Source organism: Paraburkholderia sp. J7, from assembly GCF_905220155.1.
Classification (GTDB): Bacteria; Pseudomonadota; Gammaproteobacteria; order Burkholderiales; family Burkholderiaceae; genus Paraburkholderia.
Genome location: NZ_CAJMYZ010000003.1, coordinates 151007 through 172047, shown reverse-complemented (window position 1 = coordinate 172047; position 21041 = coordinate 151007). Strand labels below are relative to the sequence as shown.

The 21041-nt window shown below is 64.8% G+C and carries 24 protein-coding genes; 11 read left to right on the top strand and 13 right to left on the bottom strand.

What is annotated here, in order from left to right:
* Positions 1-13 precede the first annotated feature (13 nt).
* From U5A58_RS06275 to U5A58_RS06265, 3 genes are read left to right on the top strand one after another with little or no spacing between them, the layout of a single operon-like run.
* On the top strand, positions 14-1426 hold the full coding sequence (locus U5A58_RS06275; protein ID WP_321960747.1) for an MFS transporter: 1413 nt from the start codon (positions 14-16) through the stop codon (positions 1424-1426).
* A gap of 30 nt (positions 1427-1456) precedes the next feature.
* Positions 1457-2008, top strand: coding sequence for a GAF domain-containing protein (locus tag U5A58_RS06270; protein WP_321960746.1), 552 nt, complete (start codon positions 1457-1459; stop codon positions 2006-2008).
* Between the two features lie 17 nt (positions 2009-2025).
* A complete protein-coding gene (locus U5A58_RS06265; protein ID WP_321960745.1) occupies positions 2026-3318 on the top strand; it encodes an MFS transporter in 1293 nt (430 codons plus the stop codon).
* A 24-nt stretch (positions 3319-3342) separates the two neighbouring features.
* Here the strand turns inward: U5A58_RS06265 and U5A58_RS06260 are convergent, their stop codons facing one another.
* The 4 genes from U5A58_RS06260 to U5A58_RS06245 form a co-directional block, all read right to left on the bottom strand.
* Entirely contained in the window at positions 3343-3648 is a 306-nt protein-coding gene (locus tag U5A58_RS06260; protein ID WP_321910005.1) for an NIPSNAP family protein, read from the bottom strand.
* A 53-nt stretch (positions 3649-3701) separates the two neighbouring features.
* Positions 3702-4211, bottom strand: a complete 510-nt coding sequence (locus U5A58_RS06255; RefSeq protein WP_321960744.1) for a DUF1697 domain-containing protein — start codon at positions 4209-4211, stop codon at positions 3702-3704.
* A gap of 23 nt (positions 4212-4234) precedes the next feature.
* Complete coding sequence (locus tag U5A58_RS06250) at positions 4235-4957, bottom strand: Pr6Pr family membrane protein (RefSeq protein WP_321960743.1); 723 nt, start codon at positions 4955-4957, stop codon at positions 4235-4237.
* 61 nt (positions 4958-5018) lie between these two features.
* Positions 5019-5651 carry a TetR/AcrR family transcriptional regulator gene (locus U5A58_RS06245; protein WP_321960742.1) on the bottom strand — a complete coding sequence of 211 codons (633 nt, stop codon included), beginning with the start codon at positions 5649-5651 and terminating at the stop codon, positions 5019-5021.
* 238 nt (positions 5652-5889) lie between these two features.
* Here U5A58_RS06245 and U5A58_RS06240 point away from each other — a divergent pair, with 238 nt between their 5' ends.
* Positions 5890-6201, top strand: coding sequence for a hypothetical protein (locus U5A58_RS06240; protein WP_321960741.1), 312 nt, complete (start codon positions 5890-5892; stop codon positions 6199-6201).
* Between the two features lie 177 nt (positions 6202-6378).
* Here U5A58_RS06240 and U5A58_RS06235 read toward each other — a convergent pair whose 3' ends face one another.
* From U5A58_RS06235 to U5A58_RS06220, 4 genes are all read right to left on the bottom strand, one after another.
* Positions 6379-6810, bottom strand: coding sequence for a hypothetical protein (locus U5A58_RS06235; protein ID WP_321960740.1), 432 nt, complete (start codon positions 6808-6810; stop codon positions 6379-6381).
* A 294-nt stretch (positions 6811-7104) separates the two neighbouring features.
* Positions 7105-7497, bottom strand: coding sequence for an SRPBCC family protein (locus U5A58_RS06230; RefSeq protein ID WP_321960739.1), 393 nt, complete (start codon positions 7495-7497; stop codon positions 7105-7107).
* A gap of 113 nt (positions 7498-7610) precedes the next feature.
* Positions 7611-8699, bottom strand: coding sequence for a DMT family transporter (locus U5A58_RS06225; RefSeq protein WP_321960738.1), 1089 nt, complete (start codon positions 8697-8699; stop codon positions 7611-7613).
* A gap of 91 nt (positions 8700-8790) precedes the next feature.
* Entirely contained in the window at positions 8791-9426 is a 636-nt protein-coding gene (locus U5A58_RS06220; RefSeq protein WP_233888711.1) for a LysE family translocator, read from the bottom strand.
* A gap of 395 nt (positions 9427-9821) precedes the next feature.
* Between U5A58_RS06220 and U5A58_RS06215 the strand changes: the two genes are divergently transcribed.
* A complete protein-coding gene (locus U5A58_RS06215; protein WP_321909886.1) occupies positions 9822-10046 on the top strand; it encodes a hypothetical protein in 225 nt (74 codons plus the stop codon).
* A 117-nt stretch (positions 10047-10163) separates the two neighbouring features.
* Here U5A58_RS06215 and U5A58_RS06210 read toward each other — a convergent pair whose 3' ends face one another.
* Positions 10164-11435 carry an MFS transporter gene (locus U5A58_RS06210; protein ID WP_415774177.1) on the bottom strand — a complete coding sequence of 424 codons (1272 nt, stop codon included), beginning with the start codon at positions 11433-11435 and terminating at the stop codon, positions 10164-10166.
* 95 nt (positions 11436-11530) lie between these two features.
* On the opposite strand from U5A58_RS06210, the gene U5A58_RS06205 reads away from it, so the two are divergent.
* Entirely contained in the window at positions 11531-12436 is a 906-nt protein-coding gene (locus U5A58_RS06205; protein WP_321936503.1) for a LysR family transcriptional regulator, read from the top strand.
* A gap of 11 nt (positions 12437-12447) precedes the next feature.
* Here the strand turns inward: U5A58_RS06205 and U5A58_RS06200 are convergent, their stop codons facing one another.
* Positions 12448-13338, bottom strand: coding sequence for an aldo/keto reductase family oxidoreductase (locus U5A58_RS06200; protein WP_321960737.1), 891 nt, complete (start codon positions 13336-13338; stop codon positions 12448-12450).
* Between the two features lie 130 nt (positions 13339-13468).
* Between U5A58_RS06200 and U5A58_RS06195 the strand changes: the two genes are divergently transcribed.
* Complete coding sequence (locus U5A58_RS06195; RefSeq protein WP_321960736.1) at positions 13469-14380, top strand: LysR family transcriptional regulator; 912 nt, start codon at positions 13469-13471, stop codon at positions 14378-14380.
* A gap of 16 nt (positions 14381-14396) precedes the next feature.
* Here the strand turns inward: U5A58_RS06195 and U5A58_RS06190 are convergent, their stop codons facing one another.
* Positions 14397-14648, bottom strand: a complete 252-nt coding sequence (locus U5A58_RS06190) for a hypothetical protein (RefSeq protein WP_321960735.1) — start codon at positions 14646-14648, stop codon at positions 14397-14399.
* A gap of 74 nt (positions 14649-14722) precedes the next feature.
* Between U5A58_RS06190 and U5A58_RS06185 the strand changes: the two genes are divergently transcribed.
* Both U5A58_RS06185 and U5A58_RS06180 read left to right on the top strand, forming a co-directional pair.
* Positions 14723-16435, top strand: a complete 1713-nt coding sequence (locus U5A58_RS06185) for a tetratricopeptide repeat protein (protein ID WP_321960734.1) — start codon at positions 14723-14725, stop codon at positions 16433-16435.
* A gap of 37 nt (positions 16436-16472) precedes the next feature.
* A complete protein-coding gene (locus U5A58_RS06180) occupies positions 16473-17882 on the top strand; it encodes a glycosyltransferase family 87 protein (RefSeq protein ID WP_321960733.1) in 1410 nt (469 codons plus the stop codon).
* A 6-nt stretch (positions 17883-17888) separates the two neighbouring features.
* Here the strand turns inward: U5A58_RS06180 and U5A58_RS06175 are convergent, their stop codons facing one another.
* Positions 17889-18386 (bottom strand): GAF domain-containing protein, encoded by a 498-nt coding sequence (locus U5A58_RS06175; protein WP_415774176.1) that lies wholly within the window; start codon positions 18384-18386, stop codon positions 17889-17891.
* A 247-nt stretch (positions 18387-18633) separates the two neighbouring features.
* Here U5A58_RS06175 and U5A58_RS06170 point away from each other — a divergent pair, with 247 nt between their 5' ends.
* Positions 18634-19713 (top strand): tartrate dehydrogenase, encoded by a 1080-nt coding sequence (locus tag U5A58_RS06170; RefSeq protein ID WP_321960732.1) that lies wholly within the window; start codon positions 18634-18636, stop codon positions 19711-19713.
* Positions 19714-19718: 5 nt separating this feature from the next.
* Positions 19719-20681, top strand: a complete 963-nt coding sequence (locus U5A58_RS06165) for a LysR substrate-binding domain-containing protein (protein ID WP_321960731.1) — start codon at positions 19719-19721, stop codon at positions 20679-20681.
* Between the two features lie 26 nt (positions 20682-20707).
* Here the strand turns inward: U5A58_RS06165 and U5A58_RS06160 are convergent, their stop codons facing one another.
* Complete coding sequence (locus tag U5A58_RS06160; protein ID WP_158762800.1) at positions 20708-20968, bottom strand: hypothetical protein; 261 nt, start codon at positions 20966-20968, stop codon at positions 20708-20710.
* Between the last annotated feature and the right edge of the window lie 73 nt (positions 20969-21041).

Here is a 21041-nt window from a genome sequence, read left to right as displayed (position 1 = left end):
GAACCGACTGACCATGTCCACCGTCGCTGCCCGACTCGAAAGACTGCCGCTCGCTGGCTTCCACCGCAAACTGCTGCTGATCGGCGGGCTTGGCTATATGTTCGACGGGCTGGACTCGTCGTCGCTTGCTTTCTTGCTGCCAGTCGTGAGCAAGCTCTGGCATTTGACGAGCGCCGAAACGGGACTCGTCGCCAGCAGCACGTATATCGGCTATTTTTTCGGTGCGTTCCTCTCCGGCGTGCTGGCCGACGTGATCGGCCGACGCCGCATCATGATGAGCGCGCTGGCCATCTATTGCGCGGCATCCATGGCGAGCGCCACCGCGCAAGACTGGCACACGTTTTTCGCGCTGCGCATACTCGCGGGTTTTGGTTCGGGCGCGGAAACGGTCGTGATCGCGCCGTTTCTCGCGGAATTCGTACCGCGTCGCTATCGCGGCATGTTCTGTGGCGCGCTCGTCGGCTTCATGTCGTTCGGATATCTAAGTTCATCGATTCTCGGCTATACCGTCGTGCGCAATTTCGCAGACGGCTGGCGCTATCTCGCCGTGTTGACCTCGCTGCCGGTGGTGATGCTGCTCTGGTGGCGCAGAACGCTGCCCGAGTCGCCGCGCTGGCTCGAAAGCCGCGGACGCTCCGCCGAGGCCGACACTATCGTGCGGGCCATCGAGTCGCGCTTCGAGCAAGAGGGCATTGCACTGGCGCCGGTTGGCTCGCCAGGCGCGATTCCGGCCGCGGCGCAGGGCAGTGGCAGTGCGCTGCAAAACGTGCTGACGCTGTTCTCGCGCCGGCTCGTGGGCACGACGGCGGTGAGCTGGCTGATGTGGTTTTCCGTCGCCTTCGCGTATTACTCGTTCTTCTCGTGGATTCCGAGCCTGCTGGTCAAGGAAGGGTTGACGCTCACGAAGAGCTTTGGCTATTCGATCGCCATCTACGGTGCGCAGATTCCCGGCTACTTCTCGGCGGCGTGGCTCAACGAACGCATTGGCCGCAAAGGCGTCGTGGCCTCTTACATGACGCTCGGCGGCCTTGCCGCGATTGCGCTGGCTTTCTCGCATACAGGCGTGCAGATCACGGTGGCAGGCGTGTGCCTCTCGTTCTTCATGAATGGCGCTTTTGCGGGCGTCTATGCCTATACGCCGGAGGTCTTCCCTACGGCCGTGCGCACGACCGGCACGGGCTCTTCGTCGTCGTTCGGTCGGATCGGCTCGGTGAGCGCACCCATTCTGGTTGGGCTCGTGTACCCGGCGTTCGGCTTTTTCGGCGTGTTCGCCATGACGACCACCGTGCTGCTGGCGGGCGCGTGCGTGGTGTTCTTCCTTGGCATCGAAACCCGCAATCGCTCGCTCGAAGACATCGAGGCGAGCGGCGCGCAGGCGGGCTTCGACACGCACAAGCCGCTCGCCCGCGACGGGCTGCGCGGCTGAGTGCACGCCATGCTTACTCCCATACGTCCCATGCAAACGCCTCTTTCCCACGTCAACGAACTCCGTGCGCTGCAGCGCGAACTCGCCGATCTCACGCACCTTTCGCGCGTGACTCGTCAGCCGGGGCAACCGGAGGCGATTTTTCGCGAAGTGTGTGCCGTCGCCGCCGAAGCGATCGGTTTTCGCCTCTTCACCATCATGGCCTACGACGCCGGGAAGCAGGAGGTGGAGCGCCTGTTCACGAACATGCCGGACGTGTACCCGCCGGGCGGACGCAAGAAGAAAAGCGGCACGCCGTGGGCGCAACGCATTCTTTCGGACCTCGAACCGTTTCGCGCCACGACGCCGCAAGGCCTGCGTGAAGCCTTCGACGATCACGCGGTGATGACGGCGATGGGCCTCGGCTCGATTCTGAACATACCGGTTGCCTATGATGGCCGCTGTGTCGGCACGATGAACCTGACACACGTGGAGGGCTGGTACACCTCGCAGCACGAAGAAACGGGCCTGCTGCTGGGCGCGTTTCTCGCGCCTGCGCTAGTTGCGCACGGCATGTCTTTTGCAGCCCATTCAAGCCTTTGATTGCAGGACCTTTGTTGATGAACACAACGACATCCGCAGGAAACGCCAACCGTTGGCTGCTCGTCTTCGCGCTCGGCTATCTCGCGCTGCTGGTGGACGGCGCGGACGTCATGATGTACGGCCTCACGCTCACGCGCATCAAGACTGAATTCGGCTTGACCAATGTCGAAGCGGGCGCGCTCGGCAGCCTGACGCTGCTCGGCATGGCGATTGGCGGCATTCTGGGCGGCTGGGCGAGCGACTCGTTCGGTCGTGTGCGCGTGGTGGTCTGGGCGATGATGCTGTTCTCGGTGGGCGCGGGCCTGCTCGGTCTCACGCACAGCTTCCTCGAATTCGCAGTGGTGCGCTTCATCAGCTCGATGGGTATTGGCTGCATGGTGCTGGTGAGCACGCTCGTGGCCGAGTACGTGCCCATGGCGCGGCGCTCGCTGATACTTGGCGTGCTGCAAACAGCGATTTCGGCGGGCTATATCACCGTGATCGCCCTCAGCACCTGGATCCTGCCGCAATATGGCTGGCGCATGCTGTTTTACATGGCGGCTGCGCCCGTGGTGCTCGCGGTGGCGATTCACTTCTTCGTGCCCGAGCCGCCGAGCTGGCGCATGAGCGAGGCCGCGTCGCGCCCAAGCGGCCGCCGCTGGCACGACAACCGCTACGCATTGATTTTCGCGGACCGCCAGGCGCGCAGGATGTTCATCTTCTGGTCGCTTGCTTCCGTGTTTGCGCTCTCCGGGTTCTACGGCCTGAACAACTGGCTGCCCACGTATCTGGAGAGCGAATTGCACATCAAATTCAGCGCGATGACGGGGTACATGACCGCGACGTGGGTCGTTGCGTTCATCGGCAAGATCGTGGCGGGTTGGCTGGGCGACCGCTGGAGCCGGCGCGGCGTGTACGTGCTCGGCTGTATCGGCGCGGCCGTCTTTCTGCCCGTCATCGTGCTATTGCACACCCGCGAAAACATCGCGTGGCTGATGCTCGTGTTCGGCTTTCTCTATGGCGTGCCGTTGGGCACGATCGGCACGTTCATGTCGGAGAGCTTCGAAACGCGTATTCGCGGCACGGCTGTTGGCGGCTCGTATAACGTGGGGCGTTTTTGTTCGGGCGCGGCGCCTGTTGTGATCGGTTATATCGCAACGCAGTTTTCGATCGGCATGGGCTTTCTTGTGGTTGGCGCGGTGTTTTTCCTGAGCGGCGTGATGGCGCTTTTCATTCCGGATCGCTTGCACGATACGAGCAAGGGCGATCCGGGGCAGGCGAGTGGGGAGGTGCAGCAGGCGGCGTTGGCTACGGCGGCGGGCAGGGGGTGATGCGTAGCGCTTGTGCAATGCCGGTTATGACAACACCGGCCTGAAAAAGCTGCGCTCGTAGCTCACGATACAACGCGTATCGGCGGCATAACGAAACGCGGCCTGGCACTCGGCGTCTTGCATCGAATCGGCGCGGTACGTTTCATAGGCCGCGAGGCTTGGAAACGAAAAGAGCGCGAGCGCGATATTGTTGGCGCCTTCGGAGGGCAGAAAGTAGCCGTGATGCGTGCCGCCGAATTTTTCGACGAGCGGAATCCACATTTTGGCGTACGTTTCGAATTCTTCGAGCCGGTATGGATCGATGACGTAACGCAGGTAGCAGGTAATCATGGATTTTTCTTTGGGTTGTTGAAGAGCGGCCCGCACCGCGATTCAGGTGGCGCTCATGCTTGCGCCATTTCCAGAAGCTTCGCCACGGTATTCATGTTGCGCGCCGTTCCAGCCTTCGCCGCAGCGATTTTGAGCTTCGAGCGCCCGATGCCGTCCTTGTAAAACACATAGATCTCGCGCTCACCCAGGCGCAATTCTTCTGCGTTCTGGCCGCTCACATGGTCGAGTGCGTCCGCGGGCGGCGGTATGTCGAGAAAGATGGCGACCGTGCGATCGGGCGCGGCAGCCGGAAACGGATTGCCTTGCAGCACCGCGGCGAATTCCGTGGCCGTGCGCACCACAACGCCAACGGACTTGCCGGCATAAGCCTCCAGGCTCTGCTCGAGCTTCTTTTTCACCGATGCTTCGGCCAGCCGGCTCTCGAACACCACGTTGCCGCTCGCGATATAAGTGCGCACGTGCGTGAACCCGAGCGCTTCGCACATGTCGCGAAGTTCGGGCATCGGGAGCTTACCGGTTCCGCCGACATTCACGGCGCGCAGAAGGGCGATATAGACAGGCATGGATTTGATCGAGAAACGGCAAGTTAGTCGGGGCGCCGCAAGTCCGTTGAGCCGAGCCCGTTGTTTGCCACGATGGCAGGGCGCCTTCTCGCGTTGATCGCTACGAAGAGCGCCATCAGCACCATGAAGGCGGCGAGCAGCAAGGCGCTGTTGACGAGCACGTGCGCATAGCCGAGCTGCCCGACGTCGATGAACGGATAAGGATAGAAGTCCGTCTCGCTGCCGCGCCAGAAGGTGATGGCGAGATAGCCCAGCGGATAGACGAGCCAGGCGAGGCGATCGCGAGCACCAAGGGTGAGGCGCGGCACGAACAGCAGCCAATACGCCGCGCATAACAGCGGAATCAGGGTGTGCAGGCTTTCGTTGAGCAGCGCGCGATAGCCGTGCGGCGTCCAGAGATGACGCAGCAACAGATTGTAAGCAATGCCAACGAAGACAATGTACACCGTTACCGCGCTCACTGTGCCTGGAGCACTGAAGAAGCGTGCCGGCCACGCACGCAGGCGCAGCGCGATGCAGGTGAAGGTGAGCGCGACGAGCAACACCGTGAGATTGGTCAGGTAGGCCGAAAGCCGGCCGATGGCCTCGAACGTATCGAACCCGCGCAGCACCATGCGCTCAATCGTAATGTCGGTTTGCGCGGCAAGCGCTCCCCACGCGAGCAGTGCGATCACACCCGCCAATGCGGTGGCGTAAGCGCTTTGGGAGAGCGGCCCGGCAGCGGCGGGTAGCGGTTGTTCGGACATGCAGCGATGGTAGCGCACAAAGATCATGTGCGCCTGACGCCGTTTTTCCTGCGTCAGCGGGCTATTTGCCGTCAGCGCGCTGCGCAGCGGAAACGAGATACAGGCGCACGAGATCGCGAAGCTCGGCCATCAGCACGGCCCGCGCCGAGGGTTCTTCGTTGGCGATGTTCGCGACGCCCTTGAGCATGTGGATCAGCACGATTGCCATGACTTTTGCCCTGGCCGGCTTGAGATGCGCGATCGCGCGGCCCAGGATGGCGGCCACGCCTGAGCGCATCGCCTCGCGAAAACGCTTGCGGTGGTCGTCGCTGCCGCTGCGGGCGTCGACGAGAGCGACGGCAAAGCTGCGTTGCGACTGCAACAGCAGCACGAAGTCGACGAGCGCATCGGCTACGGCCTCGAGTGTCATTTCCGGGACCTGTTGCTCGAGTTCGGCGAGTCCGTTCTTTGCCTGCTGCGCGTAGCGCAGCAACAGCGCCTCGGCCAGCGCCTCCTTGGTGGGGAAGAAGCGGTACAGCGAGCCCGTAGCCGTGGACGAGCGCGCCGCGATTTCGGTCATGGTGGCTGCGTCGTAACCCTTCTCGGTGAATACGGTGACGGCGGCGTCCATGATCGCGGCCACCCGCTGGCGGCCCCTTTCGCGTTTGGGTTCAGTTGGCCGCGCGGGTTGCGCAACAGGCGTGGGAGGCGTCATGACGAAATCTTCTAATGCGAGGATATGAGAGGAATCCCTCGCATATTAGCACGCGGGATTTTAGCCGAGCGAGAAGCATCTAGCCGTGCGGAATCATTCCAGCCGAACCGGATTAATTGACTTATGCGAGGCGATTCTCTACTATTATTTGTGAGGATATCCTCGCATTTCAGGCGGCGCTCGCCGCTGATGCCGCCATCCCGCGGCCCCTTCCCGTTGGTCCGTTCGAGGTTACGACATGCCGTACGTTTGGCTCTTTTTCGCCGGTGCGTTCTTTTGCAACGCGATCCCGCATCTGGCTTCCGGCCTGCAGGGGCTGCCTTTTCCCACGCCCTTCGCGCGTCCGCGAGGGCGAGGCGACTCGTCGCCCGTTGTGAACGTGGTTTGGGGCTTCGTGAATATCGCGATCGCGGTGGCGCTTGGCATGCGCCCGCTCGAACAGCCTGTCACGCGTGAAGACCTCGTCGCGGTGCTGGCCGGCGCGCTCGTCATGGGGCTTTTTCTTGCGTTTCATTTCGGCGCGGTTCAGAGAGAAAAGCACGCCGATTAAGGGCCGAAACAGGCTGCAGCAAAACCGTGAAAAAAACAGTTGCGCAGCTTAGGGGAAAACCCTATACTTCACTCGTCTCCTCCATGTCTCCTCCTGATATGGATTCAGCCCGCTCTCTGAAGCGGGCTTTTTCTTTTCTGGCGCCGGTTCGTGCGCGCCGCCGGCCGTCCGCGCCAGTCATTCTTTTACGAACACAAAGTCGCATTTGCGCGCCGTCGTGCGCGAACCGCTGCCTGAAGTCGCGTCGAACTGTGCGCTGACTTCGTACGAATAGGGCGCTTTGGCGTTGGCGTGGCCCATCGCGTAGGGCGATGGTGCGGTCAGACCCTGGGCAACGAGGGTGGCCGACCCGTCGGGTTCGAGCTTGCCGTCCAGCGTGAGCCAGCCACCCGCATCTCTTTCGCCGTGCTCACCGTGCAGGACGTTTTCCTGGATTTCGGCCGGAAATTGATAGCGGTAGCCGGATGTGCCCGCGGCACCTTTGGGGCAGGTGAGCGTCACGTTCCAATTGCCGTCGAAGGTGCCTGCGGCGTGTGAAGCCGGTGTTCCCGCAAGGCCTGCGCAGACCGTCATGCATTGCACAGCCAACGTTAATTTTCCTGCCCGCATTGCCGCTCCCGTTGTCGAATCATCTGACACTATTCTGAGCGCAAATGGCGTGCCGGTATGGGCGCCGTCGCACAGTCCGTTTCGCCGCCGCGCCGCGGCTGGACCGGACTCGCACAAGCTTGGCGAATTTTCATTTACGCAACTAACTGTCGAACCCAGCCACCGCGCTCGAATTTGGCCAGCGCAACTGGAAAACATCCGCCATTGGCGTGAATGACACCCGTCTCCTGGGCGCGCGGAGGAAACGTCCAGGCGCGCGCCGTGGCCGCCACGACGGCTACCCGGCGGCCACTCCTATCGCCGGCCGAGATTGCGCCTGAGCGCCTCGCAACCCGCATCCGTGAGCGGCTCGACCATCTGGATCCGCTCGTCGGGCTTGAAGTCGCTGATCCAGACCACGCGGCAACGTTGCGGCGAATCCGGCATCACCTGGAGCGTCGCGTGATGATGCTCGAATCGTCCGCCGCCCACGGTGTAGGCGAGGCGCATGTGCGCGTCGTCGACGCCTATCACGCGTTCTTCGATCACCGTGCCGTTGGCAAACGTGACCCAGCGTATGTCGTTTTCCATGCGCGCCTCGGTCAGCACGCCGGCGAATACGTGTGCGACGTTGGCGGGATCGCGCAGCGCGGCCCATACGTCATCCGCCGCGGCTTCAACGAGAATGTCCCGGTACACGGTAGCCATGGCACTTGCCTCCTTCGTTTTTATGACGAGTGCATCGTGCGCGCGCAAAGCGCGGTGGTCCTGGGAAATCTTGACGTCGCTTTCAGAGGATGCGGCGGCGACTCGTCCCGTCGTCAATGCGCGTGCCGATGGTGCACGTCGGGGTAGTGCGCGTGGCTATGCGTGATCGGCGCGTGACGGTGCGCATGCGTGTGCGGCTCCGTGCCGTCCCACGCGAAATCGTGCTCGTGCTGATGGTGTTCATCGTGCCGGTGAGCGTGGGTGTGTTCGAGCGGCTCGTGCGTGTGCGTGTGGTCATGCCGCTCGCGCACATGCAGCCAGACGCCAAACGCCATTAGCGCAAGCGCGAGCCAGAAAGCGAGCGCCGGGCGCTCCGGCCACAGCAGCAAGGAAAGCGCCACGCCGAAGAGCGGCGCCACGGAGAAGTAGGCGCCCGTGCGCGCGGTGCCGAGATGGCGCAGCGAGACGACGAAGAGCACGAGGCTCACGCCATAGCCCGCGAACCCCACGGCCATGGCGCCGCCGGTTGCCTGCCAGGCGGGCCAGTGCGCACCCGCGGCGAGCGCAATGGCGATATTCACCGGACCGGCCACGAGCCCTTTGGTGCAGGCCACGACCATCGCGTCATTGGTCGAGACCTTGCGGGTGAGGTTGTTGTCGATGGCCCAGCACAGGCACGCTAGCGCGACGAGCAGCGAGCCAGGCGCGATGCCCGCCGCAACGCCGGACACCGCGCCGGCATGCGTGCCGGGCCAGGAGAGCAGCACGCCGCCCGCCACGATCGCCAGCATGCCTAGCGCAATCTGCGCATCGAAGTTTTCGCGAAAACAGACCCATGCGATGAGCGCCGTCAGCACGCCTTCCAGGTTCAGCAGCAGCGCGCTCGTGGCGGCGGGCGTCGTGTTCAGGCCGAGCATGAGCAGGGCGGGAGCCGCCACGCCGCCCGCGGCGATCGCGCCGGCGAGCCATGGCAATTCGGCGAGGCGCAGCGGATAGTGTGCGGGTGCCGAGTCGCCACGGCGCGCCGAGAGTCGGCGTAATAGCAGGACGACCGCGAGCCCCGAGCCGCTGCCGAGATAGAAGAGCCCCGCGAGCATGAAAGGCGACACGCTGCCGAGCAGCGCCTTGGCGAGCGGCGTGGTGATGCCGAACAGGGCGGCGGCGAGCAGCGCCGTGAAGATGGTGTGCCGATGGGACTTCATCGCAGGCTCGAAGCGGAAAGACGACGAAAAAAGCGTAGGAGAAGCGCGATGGTCGCGCAAGCGTGCTAGACGCCGCGCCGCCTGACCGGCCTTACTGGCGAAGCAAAGCCATCATCGCGCCGAAGCCGACAAACACCCCGCCCGTCACACGATTGAAGGCTTTCGCCACGCGCCGGCTCTTGAGCGTTGCGCCGATGCGCGTGCCGAAACCCGCATAAACGAGATACCAGCTCACTTCGCACACGGCGAAAGTCGCAACGAGCACGCCGAACTGCGGCAGCACGGGGCGGGTCGCGTCGATGAACTGCGGCAGGAGCGCCGCCGCGAAAAGGATCGCCTTCGGGTTGCTGCCGCCGACGAAAAAGCCGTTGCGGTAGAGCGCAAGCGGCGAGCGCACGGGGCGCGCGGCCACACGCTCGGCAACGTCGGCGGCGGCCTCGGGCACGGGCGCGCCCCAAGCCTTGATGCCCAGATAGACGAGGTACGCGGCGCCGATGAATCGAAGCGCGTTGAACATGGTCGGCCACGCCTGCAGGAACACGCCGAGTCCGGCTGCGGAGACGGCCAGCATCAGGACCAGTGCGGAAAGGCAGCCGGCCATGGTTGCGCTCGTGCGGCGCAATCCGTACTGCGCGCCGTGGGACATGATGAGCAACATGTTGGGGCCGGGGATGGCGCAGACGACGAAGACGGTGACGAGGAACAGCCACCAGGTATGCAGATTCATTGCAGCGGCGAAGTGTAAGTGGGCGGGAAAACGGCGAAGGGTGAATTATGCCAGCGGACGCCGCGCGCCTGGTTGCGGCCCGCAGGCCGGAGCAAGGCGAGCAGCGGACCAAAGCGCAACGCGGGAAAAAGAAAAGCCCGCAGCGATTGCGGGCTGAATCCATATCAGGAGGAGACATGGAGGAGACAATTTCACTATAGTCAAACTATTGACTCGTCGCAATATACGTTCGTATATGGAATCGTTAATCATTGTCAGATTAATGAGTTAGTGATTGATGCGGCCATTCAGCAGGCACACAATGAAGCGGCGCGCTCGCTGGATGGAAGGTGCGGCGCACGGGAGGCGAGACATCGCCTCGTCAGCCCGGAGCGGGTTTCAACTGGAGGGGTGATATGGGCATTCTGGACAAGGTGGGTGAAATTGCCGGTGCGGTGGCCGCAGTGGAAGGCGCCGAGAAGCTCGATCCAAATGCGGGCTTTCTGACCAAGGCGGCAGCGGCGGTTGCCGGTTTCGAGGGCGCCAAGGAAGTCGAGCAGCTAGTCGAAAAGAAGGAAGAAGAAAAGCCTGCCGACGACAACACCGCGCAGTCCGCGGACGGGTCGGATCAGCAGGCGTGAGCGCCTTGCCGCGCGCGTGACGGATCGACCGTGGAGTGGATACGCGAGTGGCAATTCAGATACATGAAAGCCGCGGCTGAAGAGCCGCGGCTTTTTCATTGGTGCGCCGGGGGCGCGCTAGCGGGTAGAGGCTGGCGACGCGCGATAAACGAAGCCGAGCGCGACAACGGCTACCGTGAAGCCGAGGGCGACGAAACACACGCCGCTCCAGCGCGCCGAGGCCCACGCCGCGCCGGCGATGAGCGCGCCGGCCGCGCCGCCGATAAAGAACATTCCCACGAAAATCGCGTTGAGCCGCCCGCGCGCGGCGGGGTTCAGCAGGTTGATGGCGCGCCGCCCGAGCGTCTGGTCGGCGATGACGCCCGCATCGAGCACGGCTGCGCCCGCAACGAGCAGACCCAGCGCCAGCACGGGGTGCGCGGCGGGCGAAAAGCCGCCCCAGCCCGCGCCCGCCACACCCAGCAGCACGACCGCGCCGAGCATCGTCGCGTGTGCGGCGTATTGCACCGCGCGCCCCGCGCCACGGTCGCCCAGCCGGCCCGCGAGCGGTGTGACGATCGCGCCGCTCGCGCCGGCCAGCGCAAATGCGGCAATGCCGTTCATGCCCAGCGAAAACGGCGGCTGCGACAGCAGCAGGGCAACGGCGGTCCAGAACGCCGAGAACGCCCCCAACGCGAGCGACGCGAGGAAAGCGCTGCGCCGCAGAACGCGTTCGGTGCGCAGCAACGTCCAGAGCGAATAGAGCAGATCGGCGTAGTGTGCGGTCACCGCCGGCATGCGGCGCGGCGTGCGCAGGAAGAGGACCATGGCGAGCACGGCATCCGCTGCCGCTTCGATACCGTAGAACGCACGCCAGCCCAGCGTTCCCGCAATCAGGCTGGCAAGCGGCCGCGACAGCAGAATGCCCAGCATCAGGCCGCTCATCACATTGCCTACCGCCTGCCCGCGATGGCTTTCGGGCGCCATCGAGGCGGCCATCGGCACGAGCATCTGGATCACGCTGGAGGTCGCTCCCGCGAGGAACGCGGCGGCGAGAAAGAGTGGGCCCGAGCGCGCCAGCGCGGCGAGGGCAAGAAAGGCGGAGCAGGCGAGGAGCGTGCGGAAAATCAGGCGCCGGTTTTCGAGCAAATCACAAAGCGGCACGAGCAGCAACAGGCCGGCTGCGTAGCCGAGTTGCGGCAGCATGGCGACCGCGCCGACGAACTGCGGGCGCAGATGCAGCGAATGGCTCACGAGCCCGGCGAGCGGCTGAGCCGCCGAGAGATTGACGACGATCACGCCGACAGCGGCGGCGAAGAACAGCGTCATCGGCAGCGTGAGCGTGCCGTGACTCGCGGGGGTGGCTTCGTGCGCCATCACGCGCGTACAGGTTTGAGCGGGGTGCTCCATCGATTGGCTCCGCAACGTGGCAGGTCCAGGTATCGTAGGGAGCCTCACGTTATGCGACAATTGAATTATCGCGATAATCTTTATGCGGAGTCGTTGTGAACACGCGAGATCTGGAAGCCTTTGTGGCGGTGGTCGAAAGCGGCTCGCTCGTGCGGGCTTCGGAGCGGCTGTTCCTCACGCAGCCGGGCCTCACGCGCCGCGTGCAGAACCTGGAGACGACGCTCGGCGTCGAGTTGCTCGACCGCCAGAGCAAGCCCCTCAAACCGACGGCTGCTGGCAACGAGGTGTACAGCCTCGCGCGCTCGGTCCTGAGAGCGGTCGACGACCTGATGTCGGTCGCTTCGCCGGAGACCGAACCCACTGGCGAGCTCAAGCTCGGTGTGCCGCCGTTTCTCTCGGAGCTGGCGCTCGAGCAGCCCGTCGATCAATTGCGTGGCGAGTTTCCGAAGCTCACGCTGCGCGTGAGGGCGGGCTGGTCGCCGGGGCTGCTCGACGAAGTCGAGCGCGCACGGCTCGATGCGGCGGTCATCCTGCTGCCCGCCGCCGTTGCGCCGCCGGAGAGTGTCGTCGCGACCCAGCTTGGCTATACGCCGACCCTCGTCGTCGCGGCGCGCTCGTTCGGCTTGCCCGACGAGCCCACCACGCTCGCCGCGCTCGCCCATCACCCGTGGGTGCTGAACCAGGACGGCTGCGGGATGCGCTCGGCGCTGAGCCGCGCCATGGGCATGGCGGGTTTGCCGTTCAACGTGGCGGTCGAGGCGTTCGGCTCGGAGCTGCAGCTTTCGCTGGTCGCACGCGGTATGGGCGTCGGGCTCGCCGCGCCGCAGGCGCTCGCGCGCAGTCCGCTGCGCGACCAGCTGCAGGTCATCGACGCGACCGACTTCCGCTCGGGCCTGAACGTGTGGCTCGTGCACGGGGCGCTGCCGGGGCGCCTCGTGCGGCCGGTCGCGCTCATTCGCGACGCGCTGGCAAACAAGCTGGAGACGGCCGACATGGCGTGACGGCCTGGCGCTCAGGCGTGCGCGGCTGCGCCGCCGCTGCTGCCGATCGCATCGAGTTCCGTGATCACTTCGCCGTCCAGATCGATCTGCGCTGCCGCCACGTTTTCGCGCAGATGCGAAAGCGTGGACGTGCCCGGAATCAGCAGAATATTGGGCGAGCGCCGCAGGAGCCACGCGAGCGCGAGCGCCATCGGCGTGACTTCGAGGCGAGCGGCGATCGACGCAAGCGCTGACGACTGGATCGGCGTAAAGCCGCCGAGCGGAAAGAACGGCACGTAGGCAATGCCCTGCGCGGCCAGTGCGTCGATCAACGCGTCGTCGTCGCGGTGCACGAGGTTGTAGTGGTTCTGCACACACACAATGGGCACGAGCCGCTGCGCCGCCGCGATCTGCGCAGCGGTGGCGTTGGACATGCCCACGTTGCGCACGAGGCCGCGCTCGCGCAACCGGGCAAGCGTTTCGACCTGCTTTTCCACGGGCCCTTCGGAGGGCTTGTGAACATCGCCCATGATGCGCAGGTTGACCACATCGAGTGCTTCGAGACCCAGATTGCGCAGGTTGTCGTGCACGGCGCGCTCGATGTCGGCGGGCTCGAGAGCCGGTAGCCAGGCACCCTTGTCGTCGCGCACGGCGCCCACCTTGGTGACGATCGTGAGGTTTTGCGCATAAGGGTGCAGCGCTTCACGGATGATCTGGTTCGTCACGTGCGGGCCGTAGAAGTCGCTCGTGTCGATGTGATCGACGCCCAGCGCCAGCGCCTCGCGCAGCACCGCGACGGCCTGTGCGCGGTCCTTCGGGGGCCCGAACACGCCGGGCCCGGCCAGTTGCATGGCGCCGTAGCCCATGCGGTTCACCTGACGGCCGGCCAGTTCATACGTGCTTGCGGGTTTGCGGTTCGGCATTGCGTACTCCTCGGTTGACGAATGCCCGCAGTATGGGCGCGTTCGAATTGTCCGATAATCCCATCTGATCAGAACAGGCTGTGCATGATTTCGAACAATGGGTTCGAAAAACGCGGGGTGAACGATGCCGATGGAAATGAACGATCTGGCCGCTTTCGTTTCAGTGGCGCGCGCGGGTGGCTTTCGCGATGCCGCGCGGGTGGGCGGCGTCTCGGCGTCGAGCCTGAGCGCCGCGGTGCGCCGGTTGGAGGCGAAGCTCGGGCTGCGCCTTTTGAACCGCACCACGCGCAGCGTCGCGCCGACCGAGGCGGGCCAGCGGCTTCTGGAATCGATCACGCCGCTCTTCAGCGAGATGGAAGCGGCGCTCGACGTGCTCAACGGCTACCGCGAAAAGCCCGCGGGCACGCTCAAGCTGAACGTGCCCGCAAGCGCGGCGCGCACCATTCTGCCCGGCGTGCTCGCGCCGTTTCACCGCGCGTATCCCGAGATCCGCGTGGAAGTCGTGGTGGAGGACGGCTTCGTCGACGTGCTGCAGATCGGCTGCGACGCCGGTATCCGCTACGACGAGCGGCTCGAGCAGGACATGATCGCGATTCCCATCGGCCCACGCGTGGAGCGCTTCGCGACGGCCGCTTCGCCCGCGTATCTCGCGGCGCACGGGCAGCCCGAACATCCGCGCGAGCTGCTCGGGCACGCCTGCCTGCGCGTGCAGTTCGCGGGCGGCGCACTGCCGCTGTGGCATTTCGAGCGCAATGGCGAAGTGTTGCGCCTCGACCCGCCCACGCCGCTCGTCGTGCGTCCCGGCGCCGCGCTCGACTTGCTGATCAACATGGCGCTCGACGGCGTAGGCGTGGTGTATCTGTTCGAGGAGATGTTGCTGCCGCATATCCGAAGCGGCGCGCTCGTGCGCTTGCTCGACGACTGGGACGTCTCGTTTCCAGGGCCCTTTCTCTACTATCCGGGACGGCGGCACCTGCCGGGGCCGTTGCGCGCGTTCGTCGACTTCGTCAAGGCGCACGCGCAAGACGATTCGGTTTCCTGAGCATGTGTCGAAGCACTCACGTTGCCCATTCGGGATGATGCGGCGTTTCGCCGTCATCGGTGAGCCAGGGCACGTCGTGCGAGGTCCAGATATGGAACTCGGGGCGTGCGCCGGGGTCGTCGTCGAGCGTGGCGACGCGCAAGATCACATGCGGCTGCGCGGGACGCTCGGCCAGGATCGGACAGGGCGCCGCGCGCAACGGCGGCGACGAGAGCAGCCAGTATAAGGGCGCGAGTGGGCCCGATATCGCGTTTTCGGACTTCGCCAATGTTCATGACGATGAGACGTCCATAGATTGAGCGATGTCGGGCCACAAGCGCTTTGCCTCTCATGAGAACGCCGATGAACATGTCCGTAGCTCACACACCGGCCGCAGACGCCGCCTGGCTTGACGCGTTGACGGCGCACACGGCGGGCCGGCACGAAGCCGCGCTCGGCGCGCTCGAACGCGTGCTGGAAGCCCAGCCCGCTGACGCAAGGGCCCTCGATCTGGCGGCCCGCACGCTCGCCGGTGGCGCACAGCACCACGCGTCGCCGCCGTTCGCCACGCCCGGGGCGCAGGCCAAGGCGTACGCCGCACTCGGCGCGTGGTTGTGCCGTCGCGGACATTTCACCGCCGCCTGCCACGCGTACCAGCGAGTACTGTCGATCCACCCCGGCGACGTGCCTGCACGCGCCAACCTGGCCCTCGCGCTGATGAACGATGCCCGCGCCGATGAAGCCGAAGCCGAGCTCTCACGCGCGCTGGAGATCGAACCGCATCATGCCGGAGCGCTGCTCAATCAGGGCGTGCTGATGTGGCGTCGGGGCCGCCTCGAGCAGGCCGAAGCCGCGTATCTTGCGGTGCTCGGGCAGTATCCGGATCACGTCGCGGCATGGAACAACCTGGGCCTGCTGTACAAGGAGATGAACCGCCTGCCTGATTCGGAGGCCGCATGCCGCCGGGCGCTCGCGCTGGACGACAGGCATGCCGAAGTCCACAACAACCTGGGTAACGCGCTCTGGCAACTCGGCCAGATCGAGGCGTCGATTGAGCCGTATCAGCGCGCGCTCGCGCTGCGTCCCGACTACGCGGCGGCGCGCGTGAACCTGGCGTTGCCGCTGCTGCGTCTGGGCGCGTACGAGGCGGCCTGGCCGTTGTACGAAGCGCGCCACGATCCGTCGATAGGCGAGGGCGGCGTCGGCCGGCCGCCCGTGCCGTATCCGCAGTGGCAAGGCGAAGCGCTCGCGGGCAAGTCGATTCTCGTGTGGCCGGAACAGGGCCTCGGCGACTGTCTGCAATTCTGCCGCTACGTGCCGATGCTCAAGGCGCTGGGCGCGGCGCAGGTGAGCATTGCCTGCGCGCCGGCGCTCACGCGGTTGTTCGAAACGCTCGCGGGCGCCGACCGCGTGATCCCGTTGAACGGCCAGGGGCGTATTGAGCGCCACGACTTCTGGTGCCTGACGATGAGCCTGCCGCTGCGTTTTGGCACCACGGTCGCGTCGATTCCGGCGCCCGTGCCGTATCTGCATGCGCTCGCGCCGCAGGCGCAGGCGTGGCGCAGGCGGCTGCCCGCTGGGGCCCTGAAGGTCGGGCTCGTATGGGCCGGCAATCCGCGCGAGGACGAGGCAAGTTCAAACGCCATCGACCAGCGCCGCTCGCTCGACGCACGCGCGTTCATGCCACTGCTGGGCACGCCGGGCGTGACATTCGTGAGCCTGCAACTCGGCGCGACGACGCGGCCACAACTCGCCGGGATTCCCGCTGACTTGCGTCCGTTCGACCCGATGGACGACGTGCGCGATTTCGCCGATACCGCCGCGATCGTCGCGAATCTCGATCTCGTGATTACCGTGGACACCTCGATCGCGCACCTGGCCGGAGCGCTCGGCAAGCCGGTGTGGGTGCTGTCGCGCTATGCGGCGTGCTGGCGCTGGCTCGGAGACCGGGAAGATTCGCCGTGGTATCCAACGGCGCGGCTTTTTCGCCAGGGCGAGAACGGCGCCTGGGGCGCAGTCCTGCGGCGTGTGGAAAAAGCGCTCGCCGCGCTGGCGGAGCAGCACGCACAAACATAGGTTGGCCAGGCAACGCAGCACCTTACCGGCAAGTTGGGTGTCGCACATTTGTAAATCTATGGACAGTATATTGTTAGCTAATTATTTGAGCGCGAAGGCTTCCATGGACATCATTTCAAATATGCGTCTGCAACCGCTGGACAAAGCCTCCGGCAAACATTCGCGTGTGCGTCGCCAGATCATTTACCTCTGCTTCTTCGTGCTCGTCGTCTCGCCGGTCTTCGACGAGATCATCCGGCTCGGCAACGGGCGTTGGCATGACTTCCAGACCCCCGGTGCGCTTGGCCACGCGTTTCGATGGCTGATCCATTTCGTGCGCCCCGGCGATTACGGCGATTCGTGGGGCCCCATGCTGGCGGCGTTGAACTGGTTCTCGCAGCATCCCGGCGGCCGGCTCTACGAGCAACTCTTCTTCCTCGACCACATCAAGTTTCAGTACCCGCCGAGCAGTCTGCTGCTGTTCGACTGGCTCGCGCGCATGGATGTGAAGCTGAACAACGGCATGCTGAACGACATCAACTGGTGGGTGATCGCGTTCAATGGTGTTGTCAATGCGCTGATCGCCGCGAAGCTCGCCGCTCGTCAGGATCGCTACGCCCCGTTCCGGGTGCACCTCGGGATCATGGCGGCACTCGCTACCTTGCTGTACTACCCCGCAGGCAAGGCCTTCGAACTGGGGCAGATCCAGGTGTGGATCAATGCGCTCTTTTCAGCGGCCGCGCTTGCCTGGCTCGCGGGACGCAAAAGCGCCGCGGGCATGCTGATTGGTCTGGCCTGCCTGATCAAGCCGCAACTCGCGCTGTTCCTCGTGTGGGGCGCATGGCGGCGCGAGTGGCGCTTCGTGCTGGCGTGGGGTGTCGTGGCGCTGGCTGGCAACCTCATGGCAGTCGCCACCTTCGGCTGGCAGAACCATCTGGACTATCTGCGGGTGTTGCACGAACTGTCGCGCACCGGCGAGTCGTTTATCGCCAACCAGTCTTTCAACGGTCTGCTCAACCGGATGTTCGCGCAGGGTGACGTGAACGTGTTCGATGTCCACGGGTTCCCGCCGTATCAACCGGTCGTCTACCTGGGTACGCTCGCCACGTCGGTCATCCTGATCGCGGCAGCGCTCGTGAGGCCGCCGCGCGGCGAGGCATCGAGCCTGCTGGATTTCCTGTGCGCGGGGGTGACGTTCACGCTAGCCTCGCCGATTGCGTGGGAACATCACTTCGGCCTGCTGCCCGTGGCCTATGTTGCGATGCTGCTCACTTTGATGGTTCGAAAGGCGTCGAACGCGTGCCCGCTCGGTCTCGCTGTCCTCAGCGCATCGTTTCTTTTGACGGGGCACTGGCTGGACGGCTCCTGGACCTTTCTCGGTGTGCTCGCCTTGCTGGCATTGCTGCACTGGCACAACCACGGCGCGCTGCCGCAGACATCGCGCAACGCGCTTGAGCGTGGTTGTTAACCGCGTTTAACGCCGCTTCATGCCGTACTCGACGAACGTGCGGCACAGCAACTCCATGCCTTTCGCGTCCGCTTCGTCGAAGCGCGCGAGATGCGGGCTGTCCACATCCCAGACGCCGATCAGCTCGCCGTCCGGCGTGACGAGGGGCACGACGATTTCCGACTGCGAAGCCGAATCACACGCAATGTGCCCCGCGAACGCGTGCACGTCGGGCACCACCTGGGTTTGCCGCGTGGCCGCTGCGGTGCCGCACACGCCCTTGCCAATGGGAATGCGCACGCACGCCGGCTTGCCCTGGAACGGACCGACCACGAGCTCGGTGCCGTCGAACGAATAGAAGCCCGCCCAATTCAGCCCTTCGAGCGAATGAAACACGAGCGAAGCGAAGTTTGCCGCGTTCGCAATGACGTCGGTTTCGCCTTCGATCAGCGAGCGCGCCTGCGCAGCGAGCGATTCATAGAGGGCGGGTTTGTCGGAGGGAAGGGTGTCGGAAAGCGAGAACATAAGTCGGTCGATCAGGATATGCGCCGGTCCAGCGAAAGGCGCGGTGGAGCCAAACGAGAGTGTAGGCGAGATCGGGCATCGGCAGGAAATCGCCGGACGCTGAATTCAGGCTCGTGCATGGACCGTGGCGCGCACTCGTGCGATTATTCACGTTTCGTGTTGAATCTATCCACGCCTGCGGGGCTGGTCGCGCGCCGTTTTTCAGGCATGCTGGCGCATCGCGACAGACAGAAACGGAGAACGCAGCATGAGCAAGACATTCAAAATCGCCGCCATTGCCGGTGACGGCATTGGCCAGGAAGTGATGCCCGAGGGCGTGCGCGTCGTCGAGGCGGCGGCCGCGAAGTTCGGCCTGAAGCTCGAATTCACGCATTTCGACTGGGCAAGCTGCGACTACTACCTGCAGCACGGCAAGATGATGCCCGACGACTGGTTCGCAACGCTCAAGGGCTTCGATGCGATCTATTTCGGCGCGGTCGGCTGGCCCGACAAGGTGCCCGATCACATTTCGCTGTGGGGCTCGCTGCTGAAGTTCCGCCGTGAGTTCGACCAGTACGTGAACCTGCGCCCGGTGCGTCTGTTGCCGGGTGTGCCGTGTCCGCTCGCCAACCGCAAGCCTGGCGACATCGATTTTCTCGTGGTGCGCGAGAACACCGAGGGCGAGTACAGCTCGGTGGGCGGCAAGATGTTCGAAGGCACCGAGCGTGAGTTCGTGTTGCAGGAGTCGGTGTTCACGCGTCACGGCGTGGACCGCATTCTCAAGTACGCGTTCGAGCTTGCGAACCAGCGCAAGCGCAAGCAGCTCACGGCGGCCACGAAGTCCAACGGCATCTCGATCAGCATGCCCTACTGGGACGAGCGCGTGGCGGCCATGGCGCAGACGTATCCCGACGTGAAGTGGGACAAGCAGCACATCGATATTCTGTGCGCGCGTTTTGTACTGCAGCCCGATCGCTTCGACGTCGTTGTCGCATCGAACCTCTTCGGCGACATTCTTTCGGACCTCGGCCCGGCATGCACGGGCACGATCGGTCTGGCGGCATCGGCGAACCTGAACCCCGAGCGCAAGTTTCCCTCGTTGTTCGAGCCGGTGCACGGTTCCGCTCCCGACATCTTCGGCAAGAAGATCGCGAACCCCATCGCGATGATCTGGTCGGGCGCGATGATGCTCGACTTCCTCGGCAACGGCGACGCGCAATACAAGGCCGCGCACGACGCGATCATGCAGGCCATCGAGAAGGTGCTGGTGGAAGGCCCGCGCACGCCCGACATGGGTGGCACGGCGAACACGACTGTGCTGGGCGAAGCGGTAGCCGCCGCGCTGTGACGCACATGCCGGACGCACCGAAAGCGCCGAAGTCTGTAGCGTCGCCCGAACTCGACGACTTGCGCGTGTTCTGCATGGTCGCGCGCAAGGCGAGTTTCAGTGCGGCGGCCGAAGCGCTTTCGGCGTCGCCGGCTTATGTGAGCAAGCGCGTGGGCGTGCTCGAGGCGCGTCTCGGCACGCGTTTGTTGCACCGCTCGACGCGGCGCGTCGCGATGACCGAGGCGGGCGAGCGCGTGTATGCATCGGCCGGCAAGATCCTCGACGACGTCGAGCGGCTCGTGGACGACGTCTCCACCGCGCGGCGCATTCCGCGCGGCACATTGCGCGTGTCGAGCAGCTTCGGCTTTGGCCGCAATTTCGTCGCGCCTGCGCTCGCGAGTCTTTCCGAGCGGTATGCGCAACTGAGCGTGCGGCTCGAACTGTTCGACCGGCTCGTCGACGTGGCGGGCGAGGGCTTCGACCTCGACGTGCGTATCGGCGACGAGATCGCCGGCCATCTGATCGCGCGGCGTCTTGCCACGAACTATCGCGTGCTATGCGCGGCGCCCGCGTATCTCGCGCGGCGCGGCGCGCCCCAAGAGGTTGCCGATCTCGCGGAGCATGCGTGTCTCGCGATCAAGGAACGCGATCATCCGTTCGGTGTATGGCGCTTGAACGCGCATGGCGAAACGGTTTCGGTGAAGGTGGCCGGGCCGCTCTCCACCAATCACGGCGAGGTGGCCGTGCAGTGGGCGCTGGCGGGACGCGGCATCGTGCTGCGCTCGATGTGGGATGTCGCGCCATTGCTGGAAAGCGGGCGCTTGCAGCGCGTGCTGCCCGGCGTCACGCAGCCGGCCAACGTCTGGGCCGTGTACCCGGCGCGGCTCGCGCAGTCTGCGAAAGTGCGCGTGTGCGTGAATCATCTGGAGGAAACGTTCGCGCGCATCGGCATTTCCGTGCCTGCGAGCGGGGATGAGAGCGGGGGCTAAGGGCTCTAGCGGGCCTTAGGCGTGCCTCACTCCCCTTCAGGAATATCGAGCGCCTTGCGCTCGCGCCGTTCCTCGTTGCCGCGCCGCGCGCGCTGCCGCTGGCGCGAAAGCACAGTGATGATCTGGCCTGTGGTGGCGTCGGCGGGAATTTCGTTGCGGATCACGTTCGCCACCATCGGCAGCCCCTTGCGCTGGCGGCGCAGCGCCTGCGCGATCGCCTGGCGGCACGCTGGCCCGTGGCAATCCCATTCGTCGCGCAATTTTCCGCAGTACCGGCAGGTGTCCATGTGGTCCAGTTTACCCAAAATCCATCGACGGTTTCAGGGCGCGATCATGGTATGCCGCGCTTGTGCCAGCCCG

Coding starts and splice junctions, on each gene's coding strand:
- U5A58_RS06275 (WP_321960747.1), top strand. CDS start 14: ATGTCCACCGTCGCTGCCCGACTCGAAAGACTGCCGCTCGCTGGCTTC.
- U5A58_RS06270 (WP_321960746.1), top strand. CDS start 1,457: ATGCAAACGCCTCTTTCCCACGTCAACGAACTCCGTGCGCTGCAGCGC.
- U5A58_RS06265 (WP_321960745.1), top strand. CDS start 2,026: ATGAACACAACGACATCCGCAGGAAACGCCAACCGTTGGCTGCTCGTC.
- U5A58_RS06260 (WP_321910005.1), bottom strand. CDS start 3,648: ATGATTACCTGCTACCTGCGTTACGTCATCGATCCATACCGGCTCGAA.
- U5A58_RS06255 (WP_321960744.1), bottom strand. CDS start 4,211: ATGCCTGTCTATATCGCCCTTCTGCGCGCCGTGAATGTCGGCGGAACC.
- U5A58_RS06250 (WP_321960743.1), bottom strand. CDS start 4,957: ATGTCCGAACAACCGCTACCCGCCGCTGCCGGGCCGCTCTCCCAAAGC.
- U5A58_RS06245 (WP_321960742.1), bottom strand. CDS start 5,651: ATGACGCCTCCCACGCCTGTTGCGCAACCCGCGCGGCCAACTGAACCC.
- U5A58_RS06240 (WP_321960741.1), top strand. CDS start 5,890: ATGCCGTACGTTTGGCTCTTTTTCGCCGGTGCGTTCTTTTGCAACGCG.
- U5A58_RS06235 (WP_321960740.1), bottom strand. CDS start 6,810: ATGCGGGCAGGAAAATTAACGTTGGCTGTGCAATGCATGACGGTCTGC.
- U5A58_RS06230 (WP_321960739.1), bottom strand. CDS start 7,497: ATGGCTACCGTGTACCGGGACATTCTCGTTGAAGCCGCGGCGGATGAC.
- U5A58_RS06225 (WP_321960738.1), bottom strand. CDS start 8,699: ATGAAGTCCCATCGGCACACCATCTTCACGGCGCTGCTCGCCGCCGCC.
- U5A58_RS06220 (WP_233888711.1), bottom strand. CDS start 9,426: ATGAATCTGCATACCTGGTGGCTGTTCCTCGTCACCGTCTTCGTCGTC.
- U5A58_RS06215 (WP_321909886.1), top strand. CDS start 9,822: ATGGGCATTCTGGACAAGGTGGGTGAAATTGCCGGTGCGGTGGCCGCA.
- U5A58_RS06210 (WP_415774177.1), bottom strand. CDS start 11,435: ATGGAGCACCCCGCTCAAACCTGTACGCGCGTGATGGCGCACGAAGCC.
- U5A58_RS06200 (WP_321960737.1), bottom strand. CDS start 13,338: ATGCCGAACCGCAAACCCGCAAGCACGTATGAACTGGCCGGCCGTCAG.
- U5A58_RS06195 (WP_321960736.1), top strand. CDS start 13,469: ATGGAAATGAACGATCTGGCCGCTTTCGTTTCAGTGGCGCGCGCGGGT.
- U5A58_RS06185 (WP_321960734.1), top strand. CDS start 14,723: ATGAACATGTCCGTAGCTCACACACCGGCCGCAGACGCCGCCTGGCTT.
- U5A58_RS06175 (WP_415774176.1), bottom strand. CDS start 18,386: ATGTTCTCGCTTTCCGACACCCTTCCCTCCGACAAACCCGCCCTCTAT.
- U5A58_RS06170 (WP_321960732.1), top strand. CDS start 18,634: ATGAGCAAGACATTCAAAATCGCCGCCATTGCCGGTGACGGCATTGGC.
- U5A58_RS06165 (WP_321960731.1), top strand. CDS start 19,719: ATGCCGGACGCACCGAAAGCGCCGAAGTCTGTAGCGTCGCCCGAACTC.
- U5A58_RS06160 (WP_158762800.1), bottom strand. CDS start 20,968: ATGGACACCTGCCGGTACTGCGGAAAATTGCGCGACGAATGGGATTGC.